The organism is Ahrensia sp. R2A130 (assembly GCF_000179775.1).
GTDB lineage: Bacteria > Pseudomonadota > Alphaproteobacteria > Rhizobiales > Rhizobiaceae > Pseudahrensia.
In genome coordinates, this window is sequence record NZ_AEEB01000013.1 from 1 (window position 1) to 21,233 (window position 21,233).

The following is a 21,233-nucleotide window of genomic DNA, read 5'->3' on the forward strand; positions in this document are numbered from 1 at the left end:
CGTATAAGCGATGATGATGTCGCCCAAACGCTGCTGCAAATCTTCCAGATCGTTGGACAGGCACAGGATCGCCATGACTTCGGACGCTACCGTGATGTCGAAACCGGCCTGACGGGGGAAGCCGTTGGGAACGCCGCCAAGCGATGTCACGATATCGCGCAACGCCCGGTCGTTCATGTCGATGACGCGCTTCCAGGCCACGCGGCGGTTATCGATACGCAGCGCGTTGCCCCAATAGATGTGGTTGTCGATCATCGCCGACAGCAGGTTGTGAGCGGATGTGATGGCGTGGAAATCACCGGTAAAGTGGAGGTTCATCTCCTCCATCGGCACCACCTGCGCGTAGCCACCGCCGGCAGCGCCCCCCTTCATGCCGAAGCATGGGCCGAGGGACGCTTCGCGGATGCAGATTGCTGCGTTCTTGCCAATCGCATTCAGACCATCGCCGAGACCAACCGTCGTCGTCGTCTTGCCTTCACCGGCGGGCGTCGGGTTGATGGCGGTCACGAGGATCAGCTTGCCGTCTTTTTTACCGGCCTGCGCCTTGATGAATTCGGCCGAGATCTTCGCCTTGTCATGGCCGTAGGGAACCAGATCGGCAGCATCAATGCCGAGCTTTGCACCAATCTCCTGAATAGGCTTCTTCTTCGCTTCGCGCGCAATCTCAATGTCAGTTTTGAAAGCCATGGTCAGATCCTCTCCGACGGTTGCAAGACGGAGATTTTGGTTCTCCGCGTCCATTTCCCGTGTGGCACGCCGCCGCACTTTGGGGAAGTCATATACGCTCACAAGCTGTTCCGTTTGCGACCAGTTTTACCGGAAGCATCCCTCTACATTTTTATGTAGTTGGTTCGCGTCCTTTGCTTGTTGAATTTGCCGCACGGTACCGAGAGGAATTCCGGTAATTGTGCTCGCAATCATGGGTTCCAGCATCTTCCACAAGTGTGATAGGGAACCATACATCGCGCGGACCAATGATCTTGTGCCGCAAGCGTGATCGACTGAAAACAGGATTCGATAGTTTGAGCAATTTCACCGATCGCGAGTTTCGTGACGCTTTATCGACCTTTGGCACCGGCGTGACTATCGTCACTGCGCGCGATGGCGATGGCGCGCCGGTTGGCATGACGGCATCATCCTTCAGCTCGGTTTCCATGAACCCGCCGTTGGTGTTGTGGAGCGCTGCGAAAAAAGCATTGTCCGGAGAAGCGTTTCGCGATGCGCAGCATTTTGCAGTGCATGTTTTGCACACTGAACAATCCGATTTATCGAACCGCTTTGCCAAAACCGGAACCGATAAATTTTCCGGTCTCGACTGGAATGGTGATGCTAACTCCGTTCCTGAACTGCCCGATGTGCTGGCCCGTTTTGAGTGCTCGCAATATGCGGTTTACGAAGGTGGCGACCACTGGATTATCGTAGGCGAAGTTACGTCTTTCGAGCACATGTCGGGCAAGGGTCTTCTTCATGTTGCCGGAGGATACGCTTCCGCCAGAACCTTGCGCCCGTCGTCCAGCGAGGCCGCAGAGTAGCGCTACTCCAGAAGGGCCACATCCTTCACCGCTTCCATTGCGACATATGTCGAGGTCTGCGCAACACCTGGCAGGGCAGATAGTGTTTCGCCGAGAAAATGCCGATAGGTGGTGATGTCCCTCGTTCGCACTTTCAGCAGGTAGTCGAAGCCGCCCGCGATCATGTGGCACTGCTCGATTTCCTGAAGTGACTGCACCGCTCGACCAAAGGCGTTGAGAGCGCTAGCTCTCGTGTCAGACAATTTCACTTCTACGAATGCGATGTGATCGAGACCCAGTTTCACAGGGTCCACCACCGCGCGGTAGCCGGTGATGATGCCATCATCTTCCAACCGTTTGACCCTTGCTGAACATGGTGTTTTGGACAGGCCGATCTGATCGGCAAGGTCGGTGATGGAGATACGGGCGTTGTTGGACAGGGCGGCCAGAATTTTCCGGTCCAGATTGTCCAACTGCTTGTGTTCTGTTGCCATTTTAGTCCTGCTCACGGGCCTCTAAACAGAGAATTGTCTGCGTATGAAAAAGCAATACAGGTGAAATGCCTATTGGAGCAAATGTATGATGGCAGAAGAGGAGACCCATCATGCCTATTCCAGCCGCCCCGAAATCAGAAGAAGCCGCCCTGCGCCGCTTGCTCGATCATGCAGATATTCAACACGATTTGCGCGCTCGCATTGCGGAACGTGCCGTTGGTCTGGTGAAGGCGATCCGCACCGATAGTGAACCGGGCATGATGGAGCTGTTTCTTGCTGAATACGGGCTGTCGTCGGACGAAGGTGTTGCACTCATGTGCCTTGCCGAAGCGCTGCTGCGGGTGCCGGACGAGGAAACGATGGACGCGTTGATCGAAGACAAGATCGCGCCCAGCCAGTGGGGCCGCCATCTTGGCCACAGCCACTCGCCGCTCATTAACGCCTCCACATGGGCGCTTTATATAACCGGTAAAGTGCTGGACGATTCCGACGAGAACAAGCGGTCGGTTTCCAGCGTATTGCACGGGGCGATAAAACGCCTGGGCGAACCTGTCATCCGTCAGGCGGTGTCGCGGGCGATGAAGGAAATGGGTCGTCAATTCGTGTTGGGCGAAAGTATCGAAGCCGCTGTTAAGCGCGCGAAGGTGCAGGAAAAGAAAGGCTTCACCTACAGCTACGATATGCTGGGTGAGGCGGCCAAAACCGAGCGCGATGCGCGCCGCTACCACCTGTCCTACAGCGAAGCGATTTCTGAAATCGCCCACCATGCCAAGAGCGAAGACATTCGCGAGAACCCCGGCATTTCGATCAAGCTCTCCGCGCTGCATCCACGCTACGAAACGGCGAAAGCTGCCCGCGTCATGGACGAACTTGTGCCGCGCGTATTGGCGCTTGCGGCGTTAGCGAAGTCTGCCGGTATCGGCCTGAACATCGATGCGGAAGAAGCGGCCCGGCTCGATCTTTCGATTGCGGTGATCGAAGAGGTTCTCTCACGTCCTGCGCTCAAAGGCTGGGACGGGTTCGGTGTCGTGGTGCAGGCCTATGGTCGTCGTGCGCCGGACGCTATCGACTGGCTCCACGATCTCGCCACGCGGCTTGACCGCCGCATCATGGTGCGGCTGGTAAAGGGTGCCTATTGGGACACGGAAATCAAACACGCGCAGGTGGAAGGTCACGATGCGTTTCCTGTTTTCACGCGCAAGCCTTCGACCGATGTCAGCTACATCTGCTGCGCGCAAAAACTGCTGGGTATGAGCGACCGCATCTATCCCCAGTTCGCCACACACAACGCGCACACCGTTGCTGCCATTTTGGAAATGGCCGCTCATATGGGCAAGGGCAAAGAGACCTACGAATTCCAACGGCTTCACGGCATGGGCGAAGCGCTGCACGGCACGGTGCGGGAGCGCCACGACACCCGCTGCCGCATCTATGCACCAGTGGGCGCGCACAAAGACTTGCTGGCCTATCTGGTCCGTCGTTTGCTGGAAAACGGTGCAAACTCCTCCTTCGTAAACCAGATCGTCGATGAGGACGTGCCGCCGGAAGATGTGGCGGCTGATCCGTTCGAGCGGGTGGAGACTTATCTTTACGACCCGGCCAGCCCGGCGATTTTGCGTCCTGCTGATCTCTTCGGCGAGCGGAAGAATTCCAACGGTGAAGACCTGTCCGACCCTAAAGTGCTCGAGCGTTTGGACGATGCAATCTCGAAGTTCGACGATCACCACTGGTCGGTTGGCTCTGGACGTGGACAGGTGGTGCCAGTCACAAATCCTGCAACGGGCGCATCTGTCGGCGAGGTGACGTGGTGCAATGAAGATGATGTCGCGAAGGCGGTGTCTGTTTTATCGCTTTGGAGTGCGCCGGTTGCAGAACGCGCCGCAGCCCTTCGTCGCGCTGCCGATCTTTACGAGGCGAATGCGCCAGAACTTTTCGCGCTGCTGATCCGCGAAGCGGGCAAGACATTGAACGACTGCGTCGGCGAGCTGCGCGAGGCGGTCGATTTCCTACGTTTTTATGCCGACGAGGCCGAAGGTCTCGATCCAGTTGCTGCCGGTCGGTTCGTGTGTATTTCGCCGTGGAATTTCCCGCTGGCGATTTTCAGCGGTCAGATTGCAGCGGCGTTGGCTGCTGGCAATGCCGTGCTGGCCAAGCCTGCGGAATCCACGTCTATCATCGCGCATCGTGCGGTCGATCTGCTGCACGAAGCCGGTGTTCCAAAAGCCGCGCTGCAGTTATTGCCCGGCTCCGGTCGTGAGGTTGGTTCAGCGCTGGTTTCGAACCCTGCCATCGACGGTGTGTGCTTTACCGGCTCTACGGCGACGGCGAAACTTATCGACCGCTCCATGGCCGAACATCTCGCTCCACGCGCACCGTTGATTGCGGAGACCGGCGGTTTGAACGCCATGATCGTCGATTCCACTGCGCTGCCGGAACAGGCGATTACCGACATCGTAGCGTCCGCCTTCCAATCCGCCGGCCAACGATGCAGCGCGTTGCGCGTGCTTTATGTCCAGGCTGATGTTGCCGAAGGCATGATGAAAATGTTGCGCGGCGCGATGGATGAATTGGCCGTTGGTGACCCACGCGATTTCGCGACCGATGTTGGTCCGGTTATCGACGAAGCGGCGCGTAAGAAGATTGCCGATCATATCGAAATCGCCCGTGCCGAAGGGCGGTTGATCGCAGAGGGCGCGGTTCCTGCTGATGGCACATTTATCGCACCGACGATTTTGAAGGTGAACAGCATTGCTGATCTGGAAGAGGAAATCTTCGGGCCGGTGCTGCATGTGGCAACCTTCGAAGCCGAAGAGATCAACGCCGTTGTCGCCGCGATCAATGCGACGGGGTACGGCCTGACTTTTGGTCTGCACACCCGCATCGATGATCGCGTTCAGCACATCGCTGGCTCGGTTGAAGCAGGCAACATTTACGTCAATCGCAACCAGATCGGCGCTGTTGTCGGTTCGCAGCCGTTCGGTGGCGAAGGGCTTTCGGGCACGGGTCCGAAAGCCGGTGGCCCGCTTTATCTGCCGCGCTTTACAAAACAGGAGTTGGTTTCATCGCCGAACCCTGAAGGTGGTGAGGTGTCGTTGGAAGCTATCGAGGACGCTTTTGCTGCAGTTTCCGTATCTGCGAAACCGATAGAAGAGCGCACACTTCCCGGACCAACCGGCGAGGCCAACCGCTGGAGCCTGCTTCCGCGTGGGCGTGTTTTGTGCCTTGGGCCATCGGCCCACGAAGCGCAGCAACAGGTGAAGCGCGCCGCTGCGCTCGGTTGCGCTGCTATTGCAGTTGCACCGGGTGTGGGTGGTTTGCTTGATGGTCGCGTGTCTGCGGAAACGCTGGCTGCGCTGGAAGACATTGGCGCGGTGATCGATTGGTCAGACGATGCTCGCGATGTTCGTCGTGCGCTCGCATCTCGCACCGGCGCGATTGTGCCACTGGTCACATCCCGCGACGTCGAACCGTATCTGGTTCAGGAGCGCCATATCTGCATCAACACAACGGCAGCCGGTGGTAATGCCGAACTGCTGGGTGGCGAGGTTCCTGCGGTTGCGGAAGCAGAGGCGGCATAAGCCGCCTCATCAGGCCTAACCGACGGACACCAGTTTTGGAGAAGGCGTAAGGTCCGGCTCAATGAGCGGACGACCCATTGACGCGTAATGGATTCCTGCGGCTGCCATGGTGTGTGGGTCGTAGAGATTGCGCATATCGACCACCACGGGTGATGCGAGTTTGTGCTTGGCACGGTTCCAATCCACGTCGCGGATGACTTGCCATTCCGTCAGCACAACGACTGCATCTGCGCCATCAAGCGCCTCGTCCATATTCTTGGTCGTCTGCAAGAAGGGCACCTGTTCGGCAGCGGCTTCAGCGGCCTGCGGGTCGTAGCCGATAACCTCGGCGCCCTGTTTGATGAGCAGTGGAATAATCACGGTGGAGGCGGCGGAGCGGATGTCGTCGGTCTCCGCCTTGAAGGCGAGGCCCAGCACCGCGATGCGCTTGCCCAACAACGGCAGCTTACGATCGACGCCCCAACTGTCGGCGCAGAAGTCTGCGATTTTCTTACCGAGGCGGCGGATGTGATGGGAGTTCGACAAGACGACTGACTCCACAACCCGTGTCGGTGTGTCCGCCTCCTGCGCCTGGATGGTGAGCGCCAGCGTGTCCTTGGGAAAGCACGAGCCGCCATAGCCCGGACCTGGTTGCAGGAAGTGCTTGCCGATGCGCTCATCAAGACCGATGCCGCGGGCCAGTTCAGTTACATCCGCGCCTGTTGCATCGCACAGGTTCGCCATCTCATTGATGAAGGCGACTTTGGTGGCGAGGAAAGCGTTGGCTGCATATTTTGTAAGCTCGGACGTCTCCAAACTCGTCATGACGAAGGGCAGGGTGCCATTGTCGAATGGCGCGTAAATCGCCCGCATGGTTTTAGCGCCAGCTTCTGTCTGTGTGCCGATGACGATGCGGTCAGGGTGCATGAAGTCTTCAATGGCTGCACCTTCGCGAAGGAACTCCGGATTGGATGCGACTTCGAATTCATGGTCGTCGCCGTGTTTGCCCAAAATTCTACCAACGCGGCGGCCTGTGCCCACCGGAACCGTGGACTTCACTACAATCGTTTTTGACCCGTTGGCGGCCTTAGCGATCTGTTTTGCTGCACCTTCGACTTGCGTGAGGTCGGAGCGGCCATCATCAGCCTGAGGCGTACCAACCGCGATGAATATAACATCGGCTGCCTGCACTGCCTCAGCTAGATCGGTGGTGAATTCCAGTTTCCCCTTGGCAACGCTCTTGGTCACCAGTTCGGACAGGCCGGGTTCGTAAATGGGAATTTCGCCGCGCTTCAGGGTTTCGATTTTCGCATTGTCGCGGTCCACGCATATGATGCGGTGGCCGATTTTGGCGAGGCAGGCCCCGGTGACAAGGCCGACATAGCCTGTGCCGATCATGGCAATCTTCATGGGGAACCTCGATGTTTGGGCTAAGCGTTCAGCCAGTCAGTCTATTGAATATGTAAGGTTTCCGGGAGTTATCTAAAAATTCCCGGATACTGCAAAATGAGTCCATCCGCTTTGCCGTAACAAGACACATTTCGCAAATCGTGCCTGTTCACATCTTCACATGGCATTGAAACCCTCCGTCGCAGGGGAAGATTGAGACTGTTGATTAAAGTGCCAAAGCGCTTGAACGGATTAGCAGCTGCTTTTCCAGAGAATTTTAAGAGAGATTTATCGACATTGGTTAACAGCTGAACATACCGCCAAATTCGGGTCAGTCATATTTGGGTCATCAATCGAAGATGTTGATTCAGTTCATTTTTCAGTTCAATTCCAAGTTGTAATATTCGCTTAGTTCTATGATCAATAGATTTTGCTTATCGATGCCTAGCTAAGAATAACTTTGAAATTCCATGTTTTGGCGTGTGTCCGGTTGCAAAACGTTAATATAATGTTCACGTTTGCTTTGGGTAGTTTTAGTTGGATATGGGACAGGCAGGCGCAGTAAACTGGGTAAGGGCGCGAAATTTGGCGATTGAAAAATCGCAGTTACCCGGACGTTGTATTTTTAGGCAGTAAAAACAGGCGCTTGATGATTTTGATCATTGTGGCTGATATTTTTGCCGACTTCCTATCTTCATAGCTTTCTGCGCTGGCCAACTGCCATGCCTTGCTTAGTTGCTTGGTGTGGCAGCGAAAATAATCGCAGCCTGAGGAAGCAGTAGTATGACGTGTGGCCAGCCCCGCCCCGTTTTGTTCGGTAGCAGTTTCAGAGATGAACGCCCTATACAAACACTAGACCGCGCTCGAATTCGCATTGAGCGTTGTGTGTCGATGCTCATGAGATGCACCGCGTTCTTCCACTTACGGAACAGCACGCGAACAAGATTGTGCTCAGCCACTGCTCTTGTAAGAGCCGCGCGGCCGCCAACGGTGAGCGCCGACTTCTGCCGCTAGGCAACACGATAATTCCGAAGACCAAAGCTCCCATTTTCCAGACTTTTCAGCAGAGCGCACTTGCAAGGCAGGCGGCTCGCGAAACCAAGGACCGACCCGATGACCATTACAGTTTCTTCCACAGGTACAACGACATACGCGACGATCCAAACGGCGATTGATGCGGCTACTGCTGGCGATACGATCAATCTGTCCAACAGCGGCAGCCCGTATATTCTGACAAGCACGTTGAATGTTAATATCGGTGTAGCGATCGTCGGTGAAAGCGAGGGCGGTGTCGTAATCAATGCCAGCGCAATTGATGGGTATGGCGTCAAAATTGATGCCGATGGAGCATCCATGGCCAGCCTCACCGTTCAGGGGCCAGCTGCGGGTGGAAGCGGTGGTAACTACGGCATTAAGATCCAGCCAGCTTCGGGTCTTCTTGCAACGGGCCGTATCGAAAATGTTTCGCTGACCGATGTAACGGTAAAAGGGTCGACCACTACCGAGATTGATGTGAACGGCGGCAATAACATCTCCTTCACGCGGGTTACTGCGGACGGTGAAAATACCGGCGGTAACGGTTTTGCATTGACCGACACAGCCAACGTTACGCTCACCGATATCGAAACGCTTGACAACAATTGGGGCTCGGTTGCGCTCTACAGCGCCAATGGATTCTATGATCAGACAACTGGCGACATAACTTTTGCAGGCATTTACACCGCAAGCGAGCCGGTCAAGATTTACGCTCAGGACAGTTCGGCGACCACCAACCTCGGCACAGTAGATCTGCCTGGGTCGTTTCCCGTTAACGGGGCAGGAATACCTACCGGCTTTCAAATCAAATTTGCCGTAGGATCAGATACTCCAGCGAGCTTCTTCTTTGAGACAAAGGTTGACGCCGACACAGCACTTGCGGCTTTCGAAGCTGGTGCACCCGGCACCTCACAAGTCGCTGCCATCACAGCTCCCGACGGCTCATTCATCGTGAACTCCGGCATGTCTCTTCAGGCTGCAATTGACGCGGCTCAGCCGGGCGATACGATCACAGTGGCGGCTGGTACCTTTGCCGGTGATATCGTTGTCGACAAAGCGCTGACGATCAACGGCGCCAATGTAGGTACTGAAGGAGCCGACGGCGCTCGTGTTGCGGAATCCATCATCACAGGCACCATCACACTCGTGTCAGACGATGTGACGATCGACGGATTTGAGTTCGATACTGTGAACACGTCGATCCGCGATGGTGCGACGGGTACCGACAGCTACAGCAATATCACAATCCAAAATAACGATTTCGTCGGCCTTGACGCCGATGGCAACCAGTTCATCGCCAATGGTTTCGGTCTTGGTGGCAGCTCAACGGCTGTCGCTTCCAATTGGACGATTACGCAGAACAATTTCACCGGTTTGAACGGTAATGATGCGACAGCTGTGACGCTGTTCAATATTGATGGTGTGACCTTCACGGACAATGTGATCGACCACGATGATGCAGGCGCAGGCGGGCGTCGTGGCGTCAATCTGGATGGCACAACAGACGTAACATTTTCTGGCAACAACATTTCGCTTGGGTTGGTCGATCCAAAGGGAACTCAGGCAGACTTCGATGCCGGTGCGTATGGCTTGCAGGTGTCCATGTCCGAGCGTGGTTCATCGGATATTTCGGTAACTGGCAACATTTTCGATGGCGGCTATGACGGCATCGTGACGCTTGGTAACGGCGATCTTTCAAATCTTGTCATCGACAACAATGACTTCACAAACAGCTTCTTCGCGATCCGTCCGCAAGCGGGCACTAATGGTCCGGCAGGCTCCATCAACGGCCTGACGATCACCAACAACACATTCGACGATCAGGAGGCGTTGCTCGGTGCCGTGCGGCTCACCGGAGCCGATGCGTATACCGGCGTCGACATTTCGTCCAACACCTTTATCGGCGCAGGTTCCAACATTCTCCTTGCTGCGGATTCCATCGAACTCGCTGGACCGTTGGTTGGCAGCCAGAACGCGGATCGCTTGCAGGGCGGCGCGGGCAACGATTTTATCGATGGCGGTGATGGTGACGACCGTATCACCCTTGGCGACGGCAATGATGTCGGTCTCGGCGGCAACGGTGACGACACGATTATTGCCGGTATGGGCGGCGGTAACGACTACATCGACGGCGGCAACAACGGCGCGCTGGGCGATACGGTGACCTATCCGTCCATCACCGCTGCAACCGATATGGTCGTTGATCTACGCGGTGAAAACCGTTCAGGCACGACAATCAACGGTGTCGATGTTGATACAGCGTTCGCTGGTCAAGACATCAATGGCGTTGGCTACGCCACGAATTTGCCTGCCAGTTCGACAGAAGCCAGCCTTTTGAGCGGCATCTTGCCAGGCGGGGCGGCTGATCCGGTTATCGGTGTTGATATTCTCAAAGATATTGAAAACGCGACCAGCGGTGCGGGCGACGATATTCTTATCGGCAACAGCGGCAACAATATTCTTGACGGGGGCGAAGGCGATGACACGCTGATCGGCCTTGAAGGCGCTGATACGCTTCTTGGCGGCGATGGCAACGATACGTTCAAACTGGGTTCGACCGCCATCAACAATCAAGGTAATGGCGCAGACCACATCGATGGTGGTGATGGTATCGATACGGTTGATTACAGCGACCAGACCGACCCGGGCCAAGCTGTAAACGTTGATTTTCAGGGCATCGGCTCTGTTACCAGTTCCACCGGTGCAGATGGCGTTAGCCGCCAGATCGATGGTTCCAGTAACTCCGGTGGTTTCGACAGTTTCGACAACATCGAGAACATCATCGGTTCCGCCGGTGGTGATACGCTTTCCGGTGATGGCGGCGAAAACCGCATTGAAGGCGGCAGCGGTTCCGACATAATTTCAGGCCGTGCGGGCGATGACGTGTTTGTGGGTGGCTCCGGCAACGACACCATAGACGGCGGCATCGGCAACGATGAGGTTGTGTACGAAACCGGCACTGCGGTCGACGGCATGGCTGTCCAGACCGGGGCAACACTTACGGTGAACAGTGCTTTTGGCACAGCAGGTGGCACCGAAGGCACCGACACGATTTCACAGGCGGAAACCATTCGTTTTCAGGCCACGGGTGATGACGCATTCGAGGTCGATGCAAGCGATATCGTTATCGATATCGACGCTAATGGTAACGCGCTCGTGTTCGCCCAAAACGATGATGACAATGCTGTCTCTGAATTGGGTAGCGATGATGACGGATCCGGTACGGCCAACGATTTCCTGCCCGGCACCACGAGCAATATTGCAACCGGCAATGTGCTCGACAACGACATCAACATCGATGACGATGGCGGGTCGATTGTTACCGACGATATCGAACGCGTTACGCTCATCGAGTTCAATGGCACCATTACTGCGGTCGCTTTCGGCGACATAGAAGTCTCGGTTGGTACCTACGGTGACCTGTCCATCAGCTCCTCGGGTGGCTTCACCTACACTCTCGACACCGCAAAAACCGAAGCGCTGGACGAGAATGACAGCCTGACGGAATCCTTCATCTACACCGTTGACGATGGCAGCGGTAACCCGCGCACGGCGACCGTAAGCTTTGACATCACCGGCACGAATGACGCCCCTGTCATCGCGTTTGCAGCTGGTGAAAATTCCGGCAGCGTTACCGAACAGGCACTGGATGGCGATGGTGTTGAAGATAGCGCCGGCACACCGACTGCGACCGGCACGCTGACCGTTTCCGACGTTGATGCGGATGATAATACCGGCAATGACAACTGGTCCGTGCAGGTAGGTACAGGCCAGACTGCGGGCGCAAACGAGAACGAAGTTCTCGGTGATTACGGCACATTTGTAATCGATGAGAATGGGGGCTGGACCTACACGATTGATCAGACAAAAGCCGACCAGCTTGATGATCTAGACGTGCCAACGGAAAGCTTCACCGTGCGTGTGACCGACGGACAAGGCGGCTACGACGAGCAGGATGTCGTGATCACCGTTAACGGTTCCAACGATGCGCCGCGCGCAGAAGATGCCACAGGTGCGACCGATCAGGACTCCACAGTTGTGATTGCGCCGACTGTCGTCGACCCGGAAGGCGATACGCTCGGCTATAATTGGGATCTCGTCGGAACGAATGGCGGGACCTTAATTGCGGGTTCGGGCTCAAACGGTGCCAACTTCGGCGAATTCCTGTTTGACGCCAATGGTGAATTCGATGACCTAGCCGCAGGCGAAATCCGCGACACGACCTTCACCTACACCGCGATCGATGATCTGGGTGCACGCGATACGCAGACGGTGACGGTGACCGTGACCGGGACAAACGATGCGCCGGTGATTTCGGTTGATGCGGGCAGCACGTTTGGTTCCGGCACCGGCATCGTCACGACCAATCTTCCATCTAGCACTGCGGAGAGTGTGGCGCTTCTTTCCGACGGTAGTTTCTTGGCCGCAGGCTTAAGCAATTCGGGCAACAACAATTTCGCGCTGGTGAAGTATGATTCAAGTGGCGAGCCTGATACCAATTTTGGCACCGGTGGCGTTGTCATCACGGATCTTGGTGGCAATGATATCGGCAAGGCTGTCGATACGTTGGCGGATGGCTCGATCTTCGTCGGTGGATACCGTGCTAGCACTTCCCGCGATTTCTATGTTGCCAAGTACGACGCTGATGGTTCGCCTGATTTGAACTATGGCAGTGCCGGAACTGGCATTGCGAGCATTGGAATCGTTAATCACGAAGATGTTTTCGACATTATCGCTCTACCTGACGGCTCCGTTCTGGCTGCAGGCCGCAGCTATAACGGAAGTCAGTGGGACTTTGGCCTAGCCAAGTTCGATCCAGATGGCGACCCAGATACAGGCTTTGGTGGAGGCGATGGTATCGTTACCGCTGATGTCGGGGCTTCTGTCGACTTCGGAATAAGCCTGACAGTGCTTCCGGATGGTTCGATAGTCGTTGGTGGCCGTACCGGCGGATCGCCCCAGGACTCCGGTTTAGTCAAGTTCACTCCCGCAGGTGTGCTGGACACGAGCTTCGGCACTGCTGGTGTCGTCGTGACCGATACCACGGGCACTGGCGCTAACGATGCCATAGAGACACTGATTTCCTTGTCAGACGGTTCGATCGTTGCGGTCAGTCAAACAGGTGCGAACTTCACTCTTTCGAAATACGATTCCGACGGCAATCCTTTCTCAGGCTTTGGCACTGGCGGGATCGCGACGTCGGATATTTCAGGTAATGAATACTCCAAAAGCGTCATCGAGTTGGCAGATGGTTCTCTGCTTGTTGCAGGCCGTGCAGTTGGTGGCAGCAGCAACGATTTTGGTATCGCAAAGTATGATGGCGTTACCGGAGCGCTGGATACGAGTTTCGGCACTGGCGGTTATGCCTTGGTCGATATCGGATCGAACACCAATGATGAGGCCAATGATCTCGTAGAATTGCCTGACGGCTCCATCATTGTTGTCGGTAAAGGAGGCAACAGCTTCGCCACTATAAAACTCAATCCTGATGGGTCTTTGGCAACCGGTCTGTCCGGGGCAAACTCCATTGCTGCAACCGTCAACGAAGATGACGATGCAGACGCAGGCTCTGGCACAGCCGATCTGGCGGCCACGGGTACACTCACTGTTTCTGATGCCGACACGAGTGATGTTGTCACAGCGGCAGTTACCGCTGTTACAGCATCTACCGGCGCAGGAACGATCAGCATCACAGGTACTGGCGCCGCGCAAACAGTCGATAGCGTCAACATTTCAAACGCGGACCTGCTGGCGCTGCTGACGGTTGATCCCACCAATGTGTTGGACGGCACCGAAACAACCGACCAACTGACCTGGAATTTCGAGGACGAGCAGGGCCGCTTCGACTTCCTCGACCTTAACGACAGTCTGACGCTGACCTACACCATCACCGTTACCGATGACGCAACGCCTGCTGCCTCCGACACGCAAGAGGTCACCATCACCGTTACCGGCACCAATGACGGGCCGGTGGCCAATGCTGACACGAACAGCGTTACCGAGCTCGGTACAATTGTCACTCTTGACACTGGTGCATTCGCCACCCAGGCCAGCAACGGCGCAACGCCGACTGTCACCGGTGAGGTCATTATTGGCGATTCCGACGGCAGCACTGCCGATACTGATGCCGACGCTGACGATACAATCGTGGTCAACGGTGCCGAAACCGGCACCGAAACCGATCCGACACAGGTCGACGCGGCAACCTTCGCTGTAAACGCGCAGACGACCCAGACCAATGCTGCAGGTGAGGCCGATGGCGGCCGCTTCAACGCAACGGTGGGCGAGTTCGCGGTTGATGGAACCTATGGAGTATTGTTTATCTCCGATGATGGGTCCTACCGCTACGAATTGGACAACACCCGTGCGTCCACGGATGCACTGGACACCGGTGTCACGGTGGATGAGGTGTTCACCTATCGCATAACCGATGGCCAAGGGGCGGAATCCGTCTCCACCTTGAGCGTCAACGTAACGGGTACGAACGATGCGCCCGTGGCCGGTAATGATGCCTTGGGCAGTGCAGGCTTTACTGGAATTGTAATCGACGCTGACGGTGAGCCGAACGACAATATCTTCACTGCACAGAACATCGATAGTGCCTTTGTTCTGCTTGCTGACCCGAATGTACAGGATTCTGCGACGGAGCCGCATGTGTCTATCGTCGGTACAGGCGACAACACTCAGGATGTGTTCGAGTTCACGGTAGCTAATCCGGGCACGCGGTTTGTATTCGACATCGACTTCGGTGACGAGGCTGGTGCAAATTCAACCGACGTTGATTTGTCTTTGAGGGTTTTGGACTCAAACGGCATCGAATTGGGTGCTTCCAACGATTCGATATCGCCCGTTGATGCGGGCTCTGCAGACAGCAGAGACCCGAACATTGATTTGGTAATTGCCAACGCTGGAACTTATTTTGTTCGAGTGTATGACGACTTCGGAGTGGTGCCGGCAGGGACTACCTACACACTTCACATCACACAATATGGCGCGACAGCTCCCATCGGGGGCGGCGGTGCCTATTCCGACGAAGACGAGGTTGCCACCATTACGGCAGCCGAGCTTCTGGCCAACGACACGGACGTCGATGCAGCACCCGAAGCACTTACTATCGTCGCGCTGGGTGAAGAGACGCAAACCGATCTTGCAACCTCAACGCTGTCGATAACGACGCAGCAGGGCGCCACGGCAACCTTGAATGCCGGCACGCAGGAAATCGCCTACGACCCCACAGCGTCCACGACCGTGCAGGCACTCGCCAACGACGAAACCATCACGGACAGCTTCACCTACATCATTGAGGATGATGATGGCGCCCGCTCCATCGCGACCGTCGAAGTGGTTGTGCAGGGCCGCAACGATCAACCCACCATCGTGTCTGCCGACACGGTTGATGATGGTGATGCCGCGACCAATGAAAGCGGTGACAATGTTGAAAACGCCAGTTTCGAAGAAACCAACGCATCGGTTTCCGCTGACGGTTCGTTTGCCATTGCCGACGTCGATACGTCCGATGAGGTAACGGCCAGCGTCACTCAGGTTGTCGTCAACAATGACGGTACCATGTCCACAGTGTCTGCCGGTTCCACGACAGGCGTACTGGTTGCCAATAACATCACCGATGCACAGGCTCTGGCCATGCTTTCGCTGTTACCAGCAGCTGCGGTGATTGGCGGTAGCGCCACCGCTGGCACGCTCGATTGGACTTTCGACAGTGCAGTTACCGGTCTGGATTCATCACTGGCCGCGTTCGATTTCCTCGACGATGGTGATGTGCTGACGCTGACCTACACCGTGCAGGTTGATGACGGAAACGGCTTCTCCGGCGATGCCGATAATGAGGATTCCACCGCCACCGAAACGGTGACCATCACGATAACAGGCAGCAATGACGCTCCGGTTCTGGAAGCTGATGGCAACACAACCGTTGTGGATGGCGTCACCATCGGTACGGCCAAGTTGACCGGCACCGTTGGTGAGCCGGGCGATATTTCCGGCATCGAAGCAGCCGGTATCAACGGTGCGGCTGGTCAGGTCAGCCTTGAACCGGCAGCCGGCCTCGTAACCCCTGAAATGGAAGCAGATGTACAATCTATTTTGGCAAATCCGGGCCAAATGAGCTTTGACACGAGCTTTGGAGAACTCACCGCTGAACTTGGTGGCAATGTAGAACAAGCTTTTGCAGTGGCTTGGGACATCCTCGACGAAGCCTATGTGAACGCTGCTCCGACATCAGTGCCGGCTATCGATGAAGCCTTTGTCCGTTTGGGAATTGAGTACGCTGAATATCTTGACAATGGCGGCACGGCATTCACCGATGTCACCGCAAAATATACCGAAGATAACGGCGATGCTGACTCCACTCCCCAGCGTGACCAGAGCCTGCATGACAATCTGCTCGGCAATCTTGCAGATGCGTCAATTAATGCCCGCTTTAGCGGTACTATTAGCTCTGAACTCAAAGGTCTCCGCGATGCGGTGAATGTCGATCTGGCCACTCGTGCGGTCTACAGCGGCAACCAAGGTGACACTCGTTTGTCGGATGCCCGTGATGTGGATGCCGACAGTGGCTACCTGACATCTGCTTCCGGTACGATTGTCTTCACCGATCTGGATGCAGACGACACGCCTGCCATTTCGATCGACAACACGCCAACCAACATCGTTGCTGTTTATAGTGCAGGTACGTTGACCCCCGCACAGGAAACCGCGCTGAAGACTATGATCGTCATCGATCCTGTTGGCGGCGAACCTGGCGCAAACAATGGTGCGGTGGGATGGACCTATTCGGTTGATCCGGGCGATATCGATTTTCTTGCCCACGGCGAGAGCGTGACACTGACCTACAACGTCACTGCCACCGATGACGCGGCAGCTACTGCCAACCAAACACTTACGGTCACAATCGCAGGCAGCAACGACGCGCCTATCGTCTATGCCGATGGAGATGCTGTCTCCGTCAACGGGACAGAAGTCACTGCCGATCTCACTGGTAGCGTTACAGAGATTGTGGATCTCGCTGCTAGCGAAGGCAGCGTTCAGACGACCGATGGCATAGTGATCTTTACCGATGTCGATCTGAGCGATGCACCAACCGTTTCAATTGGTGATCCCGCAATCACCTATTTGCCCAACGACGGCATATCCACTTTGGATGGAACACAGGTCACTGCACTAACCGCAGACCTAACTCTCGTACCGTCAGGCGGCCAGCCAGGCACCAATGATGGTTCAGTGGGTTGGACATACACGATTGGTGACGATGATCTGGACTTCCTGGCAGCCGGAGAGGTGGTGACAGTTACTTATCCTGTCACCGTTTCTGACGGGAATGGTGGTGTAGATACCCAAGAAATTACGGTCACCATCACTGGTACCAACGACGCGCCGACATTTACGTCGCTCGATCAGATAAGTGCAGTTACCGAAGATATCGGCGTTATGTCGGGTGATTTGGTTGCTGAAGATGCTCTGGACTTCACCGATGTGGACTTCACCGATACGCATACAGCCTCGGTTGACGCAGTAGCTGCGGTTTCAGCGTCGGCTACGGTCGATACATCGGACCCTGCTTACACTGCACTGGTTGGAACTCTCCAAAACGCGCTTATCGCTGTGGTTTCAACTGCAGACGGCGCAGGTGGTACGGGTACGGTCGGGACGACCTTTACCGTCAGCAATTCTGCGGTGCAGTTCCTCGATCAGGATCAGACGGTAACTGCTGTCTATACGATTGATATCACGGACTCGCAGAATGCCGGTGCTGTAGCCACCCGCACCGTCACAATCACAATCAACGGTGCCAACGAGATCGTCATCGGTACGGGTGACGACGACTTTATCACAGCTAACGGTTCGTACGCGAATACCCCTGGTGGGACCGCAGCTAGCCGCGCAGGTTACAACCTTGGTGAAGAAATCGATGGTCTTGCCGGAGATGACATTATCTATGCCGGTGGTGGCGACGATGATGTCACCGGCGGTGCCGGAGATGACTTCATCTATGGTGGCTCCGGCGATGATGAGATCGAACTGCTGATCGGCGATGGTGCTGCCGACGTTGATCCTGGTGCTGCTGCTACAACCATTCCAGACGATACCGGTAATGACTTCATCTTCGCAGGTTCCGGTGACGATACGATCGCGGCAGGTGCCGGCAACGATGAAATTGACGGCGGCACCGGTGTTGATGTTGTCATATTCTCCGGAGAACGCAGCGAATACACCATTGAGCTTGATGGCGAAGATATTCTGGTGTCCGGCCCGAACGGAAACGATGTCATCTCGAATGTCGAAACATTCCGCTTCTCGGACGGAATGACCGGAACGGTCGACCTGTCGACGGCTGATCTGTTTGGTCCAGAATTCTCCGGTAATGTGCCGCAGATTTCCACCAGTGAGGATGCTGGTGTGACCGGCGTCATCCCTGTGGCTGTGGATGCTGATGGTGATGTGGTCACGTACAGCTTGGCCACTGCCGATGGCGGCGCCTTGAACGGCGATGTAACGCTAGACCTGAATGCTGGCACCTACACCTACACCCCAGATGCAAATTTCAACGGTTCAGATAGCTTCACGATCACAGCTACGAGCACTGGTGCGAGCGGCGTTCCAACAGTTTCTACAATGACTGTCGGTATAACGGTTGATCCTGAGAACGATGTGCCGGTGATTGCAGACTTTGCAGGCACCATTACGCTTGTTGAAGGCAATGGTCCGACAACGGCGGTTGCAACGGCTGACGGTAATGACACCGCCGATGGTGGCGCCGTCTCCTACGCGATCCTTGAAGGCAACGACGACGGGTTGTTCGAGATTGATGATGCCACCGGTGTGATCACGCTGACGCGTGTCATCAATGACGCCGAAGTTGGCGATCGGACATTGTCCATCGCGGTCATTGACGAGGACGGCGCAATCAACGGCACCGATCTTGTGGTCACGATCAATAATGGAAATGACAATCCAACGGTGTCCATTGCCGTGCAATCTGCTGGTGCGACGGAAGACGATGCGTTCGTTTACACGCTACCAGACGGACTGTTCTCGGACGCCGATGGCGATACGCTGAGCTATTCGATTGATGCCGCAGCGATTGATGCAGGTGTTGTGATCGACACTGTGACGGGTGCAATTACATGGACGCCGGATAATGACGATGTCGGTTCACTGCCGGTGGTCATCACGGCAAGTGATGGCATTACAGGCTCCACGCCTGCAACAGCCACACTGACCATCAATGTCGCAAACACCAACGACGCGCCTGTTGCAGTCGATGATACGGCGAGCGGTGCAGAAGATACGCAGATCACTATCGACGTTTTGTCCAACGACACCGATCCTGACATGGATGCACTCTTCATAACTTCTGCAGAGAGTGCTGACGGGACTGTGGGCATTGTCGGTGGCCAGTTGGTCTTCAACCCCAATCCTGATTTTTTCGGTACAGCAACTGTGACCTACACCATCTCTGATGGAGATATGACAACGACGGCTCAGGCAATCGTGACCGTAAACTCCACGAACGATGCGCCAGTGGCTGCAATTGATGGGCCGTTTGGTCTCAACGAGAACGTGGCTGCGACTCTGGCTGTTACAGCCAACGACCTGGACGCCGATGGCGACACTCTGGTTGTCTCTTCAATCGCAGGTCTTACGATTGCTGATGTATCAGGTCTGAAAAACCTCACCGCTGCCGATCTAACGGAGCTTGATAGCTATCTCACCGCATCTGCTGGCGATATTCTGTTTGATCCTGGTGCTGGTATCCCAAGCGGGGTGGAGTCTGTTTTTGACAGGCTCGATCCAGGTGATACAGCCGAATTGCGGGTCACGTATACCGTCTCTGATGGTGAAGGTGGAACAGACGAAGCGGTGGCGACCATTATCGTCAACGGTCTGCGCGAGCAGATCTTGGGCACGCCAGACCCTGACCTGCTGGTCGGAACCGACTATCAAGACCAACTCACTGGTCTTGCATCCAATGATACGCTCGTCGGAGCCGATGGGAACGATATCCTCGACGGTGGTACGGGCGCGGACACTATGTCGGGCGGCACCGGTAACGATATTTACATTGTCGATGATATTGGTGACACCATCACCGAGGATGTCGGTGCAGGCTACGATGTGGTTTACACGTCAGCGACGACAACTCTGGGCGACAATGTCGAAGCTGCTATCGTGACGACAGGCGGCGCAGTTGATGTCACTGCAAATGACCTCGACAACATCATGTTCGGTAACAGTGGCGACAACGTACTTAGAGGGCTCGCCGGTAACGACGGCATAGCTGCCGGCGCTGGTAACGATGTCATTGATGGTGGTACCGGCATCGACGCGATGCGGGGTGGCGATGGCGATGATGTCTACATCGTCGACAATATTGCCGACGTCGTTTCTGAATCTGCTAACGAAGGTATCGACAGAGTTGAATCGAGCGTGGATTACACGCTCAGCACCGATGTCGAAAATCTGACATTGACCGGGACCGATAATCTTAATGCACGGGGCAACGCCTTGGACAACACGATTATCGGCAATGATGGTGACAACATGCTGGTTGGTGTCGGTGGTAACGACACGATCCAGGGCGGTGCCGGTAACGATATTCTCGGCGCAGACGGAGCCTCGACCCTCTTGGGCGGTACAGGCAATGACACCTACGGCGTCACCGATGCCGCAACCATCGTGACCGAGCTTGCAGGTGAGGGAGACGATACGGTTTATGCCAGCATCGACTACGTGCTCGGCGACAATCTCGAAGTGCTCATCATGCAGATGGGGGCCACCTCCGCTACGGGTAATGAGTTGAACAACCAGATCTACGGTACTGCTGGTGATGACATCATTAACGGTGGCGATGGACAGGACTTCCTGGAAGGTTCCGGCGGCAATGACGTCTTCGTCTTCACGCAGGGCGAAATGGATCTGGACTACATCTCGGCCAGCTTCGACGGTAATGGTGCTGGTCTTGGCGACTCCATCGAGTTTACCGGATACGCTGCTGGTGCAACGGTAACGCAGGTTGCTGCGAGTGCTGGTGGTTCGGTTTACGAAGTCGATGATGGTGTGAATGCTGCCGAGCAGTTCATCATTCAGGGCACTTATATCCTCACAGCCGATGACTACACCTTCAGCTAAGGCAGCCATTGTCTTCAACGAACCGAAGGCACCCTGCGTAAGCGGGGTGCCTTTTTCTTTGTGCTTTTACGATTGAAGCCGAAGCTTTACGAAGATTGGCC

General features: G+C 55.6%; 6 protein-coding genes. 3 read left to right on the forward strand and 3 right to left on the reverse strand.

Annotated elements, in window-relative coordinates; genetic code table 11:
* Nucleotides 1–687: formate--tetrahydrofolate ligase (locus tag R2A130_RS07885; RefSeq protein ID WP_009464515.1), on the reverse strand; the 687-nt coding region annotated here is incomplete at its 3' end.
* Nucleotides 688–1,022: 335 nt separating this feature from the next.
* Here R2A130_RS07885 and R2A130_RS07890 point away from each other — a divergent pair.
* Nucleotides 1,023–1,532: a flavin reductase family protein gene (locus R2A130_RS07890; RefSeq protein WP_198008676.1), complete on the forward strand. Its 510-nt coding sequence runs from the start codon at nt 1,023–1,025 to the stop codon at nt 1,530–1,532.
* Between the two features lie 2 nt (nt 1,533–1,534).
* Here the strand turns inward: R2A130_RS07890 and R2A130_RS07895 are convergent, their stop codons facing one another.
* Nucleotides 1,535–2,005 carry an Lrp/AsnC family transcriptional regulator gene (locus R2A130_RS07895; protein ID WP_009464517.1) on the reverse strand — a complete coding sequence of 157 codons (471 nt, stop codon included), beginning with the start codon at nt 2,003–2,005 and terminating at the stop codon, nt 1,535–1,537.
* Nucleotides 2,006–2,115: 110 nt separating this feature from the next.
* Here R2A130_RS07895 and putA point away from each other — a divergent pair, with 110 nt between their 5' ends.
* Entirely contained in the window at nt 2,116–5,583 is a 3,468-nt protein-coding gene (gene putA, locus R2A130_RS07900; RefSeq protein WP_009464518.1) for a bifunctional proline dehydrogenase/L-glutamate gamma-semialdehyde dehydrogenase PutA, read from the forward strand.
* Nucleotides 5,584–5,598: 15 nt separating this feature from the next.
* Here putA and R2A130_RS07905 read toward each other — a convergent pair whose 3' ends face one another.
* Nucleotides 5,599–6,972 carry a UDP-glucose/GDP-mannose dehydrogenase family protein gene (locus R2A130_RS07905; RefSeq protein WP_009464519.1) on the reverse strand — a complete coding sequence of 458 codons (1,374 nt, stop codon included), beginning with the start codon at nt 6,970–6,972 and terminating at the stop codon, nt 5,599–5,601.
* A gap of 1,092 nt (nt 6,973–8,064) precedes the next feature.
* Between R2A130_RS07905 and R2A130_RS18445 the strand changes: the two genes are divergently transcribed.
* Nucleotides 8,065–21,132 (forward strand): VCBS domain-containing protein, encoded by a 13,068-nt coding sequence (locus R2A130_RS18445; RefSeq protein ID WP_009464520.1) that lies wholly within the window; start codon nt 8,065–8,067, stop codon nt 21,130–21,132.
* Nucleotides 21,133–21,233 lie beyond the last annotated feature (101 nt).

What these genes read in the sequence shown, in the direction of transcription:
- R2A130_RS07895 (WP_009464517.1), bottom strand. Translation starts at nt 2,005, where the DNA reads ATGGCAACAGAACACAAGCAGTTGGACAATCTGGACCGGAAAATTCTG.
- putA (WP_009464518.1), top strand. Translation starts at nt 2,116, where the DNA reads ATGCCTATTCCAGCCGCCCCGAAATCAGAAGAAGCCGCCCTGCGCCGC.
- R2A130_RS07905 (WP_009464519.1), bottom strand. Translation starts at nt 6,972, where the DNA reads ATGAAGATTGCCATGATCGGCACAGGCTATGTCGGCCTTGTCACCGGG.
- R2A130_RS18445 (WP_009464520.1), top strand. Translation starts at nt 8,065, where the DNA reads ATGACCATTACAGTTTCTTCCACAGGTACAACGACATACGCGACGATC.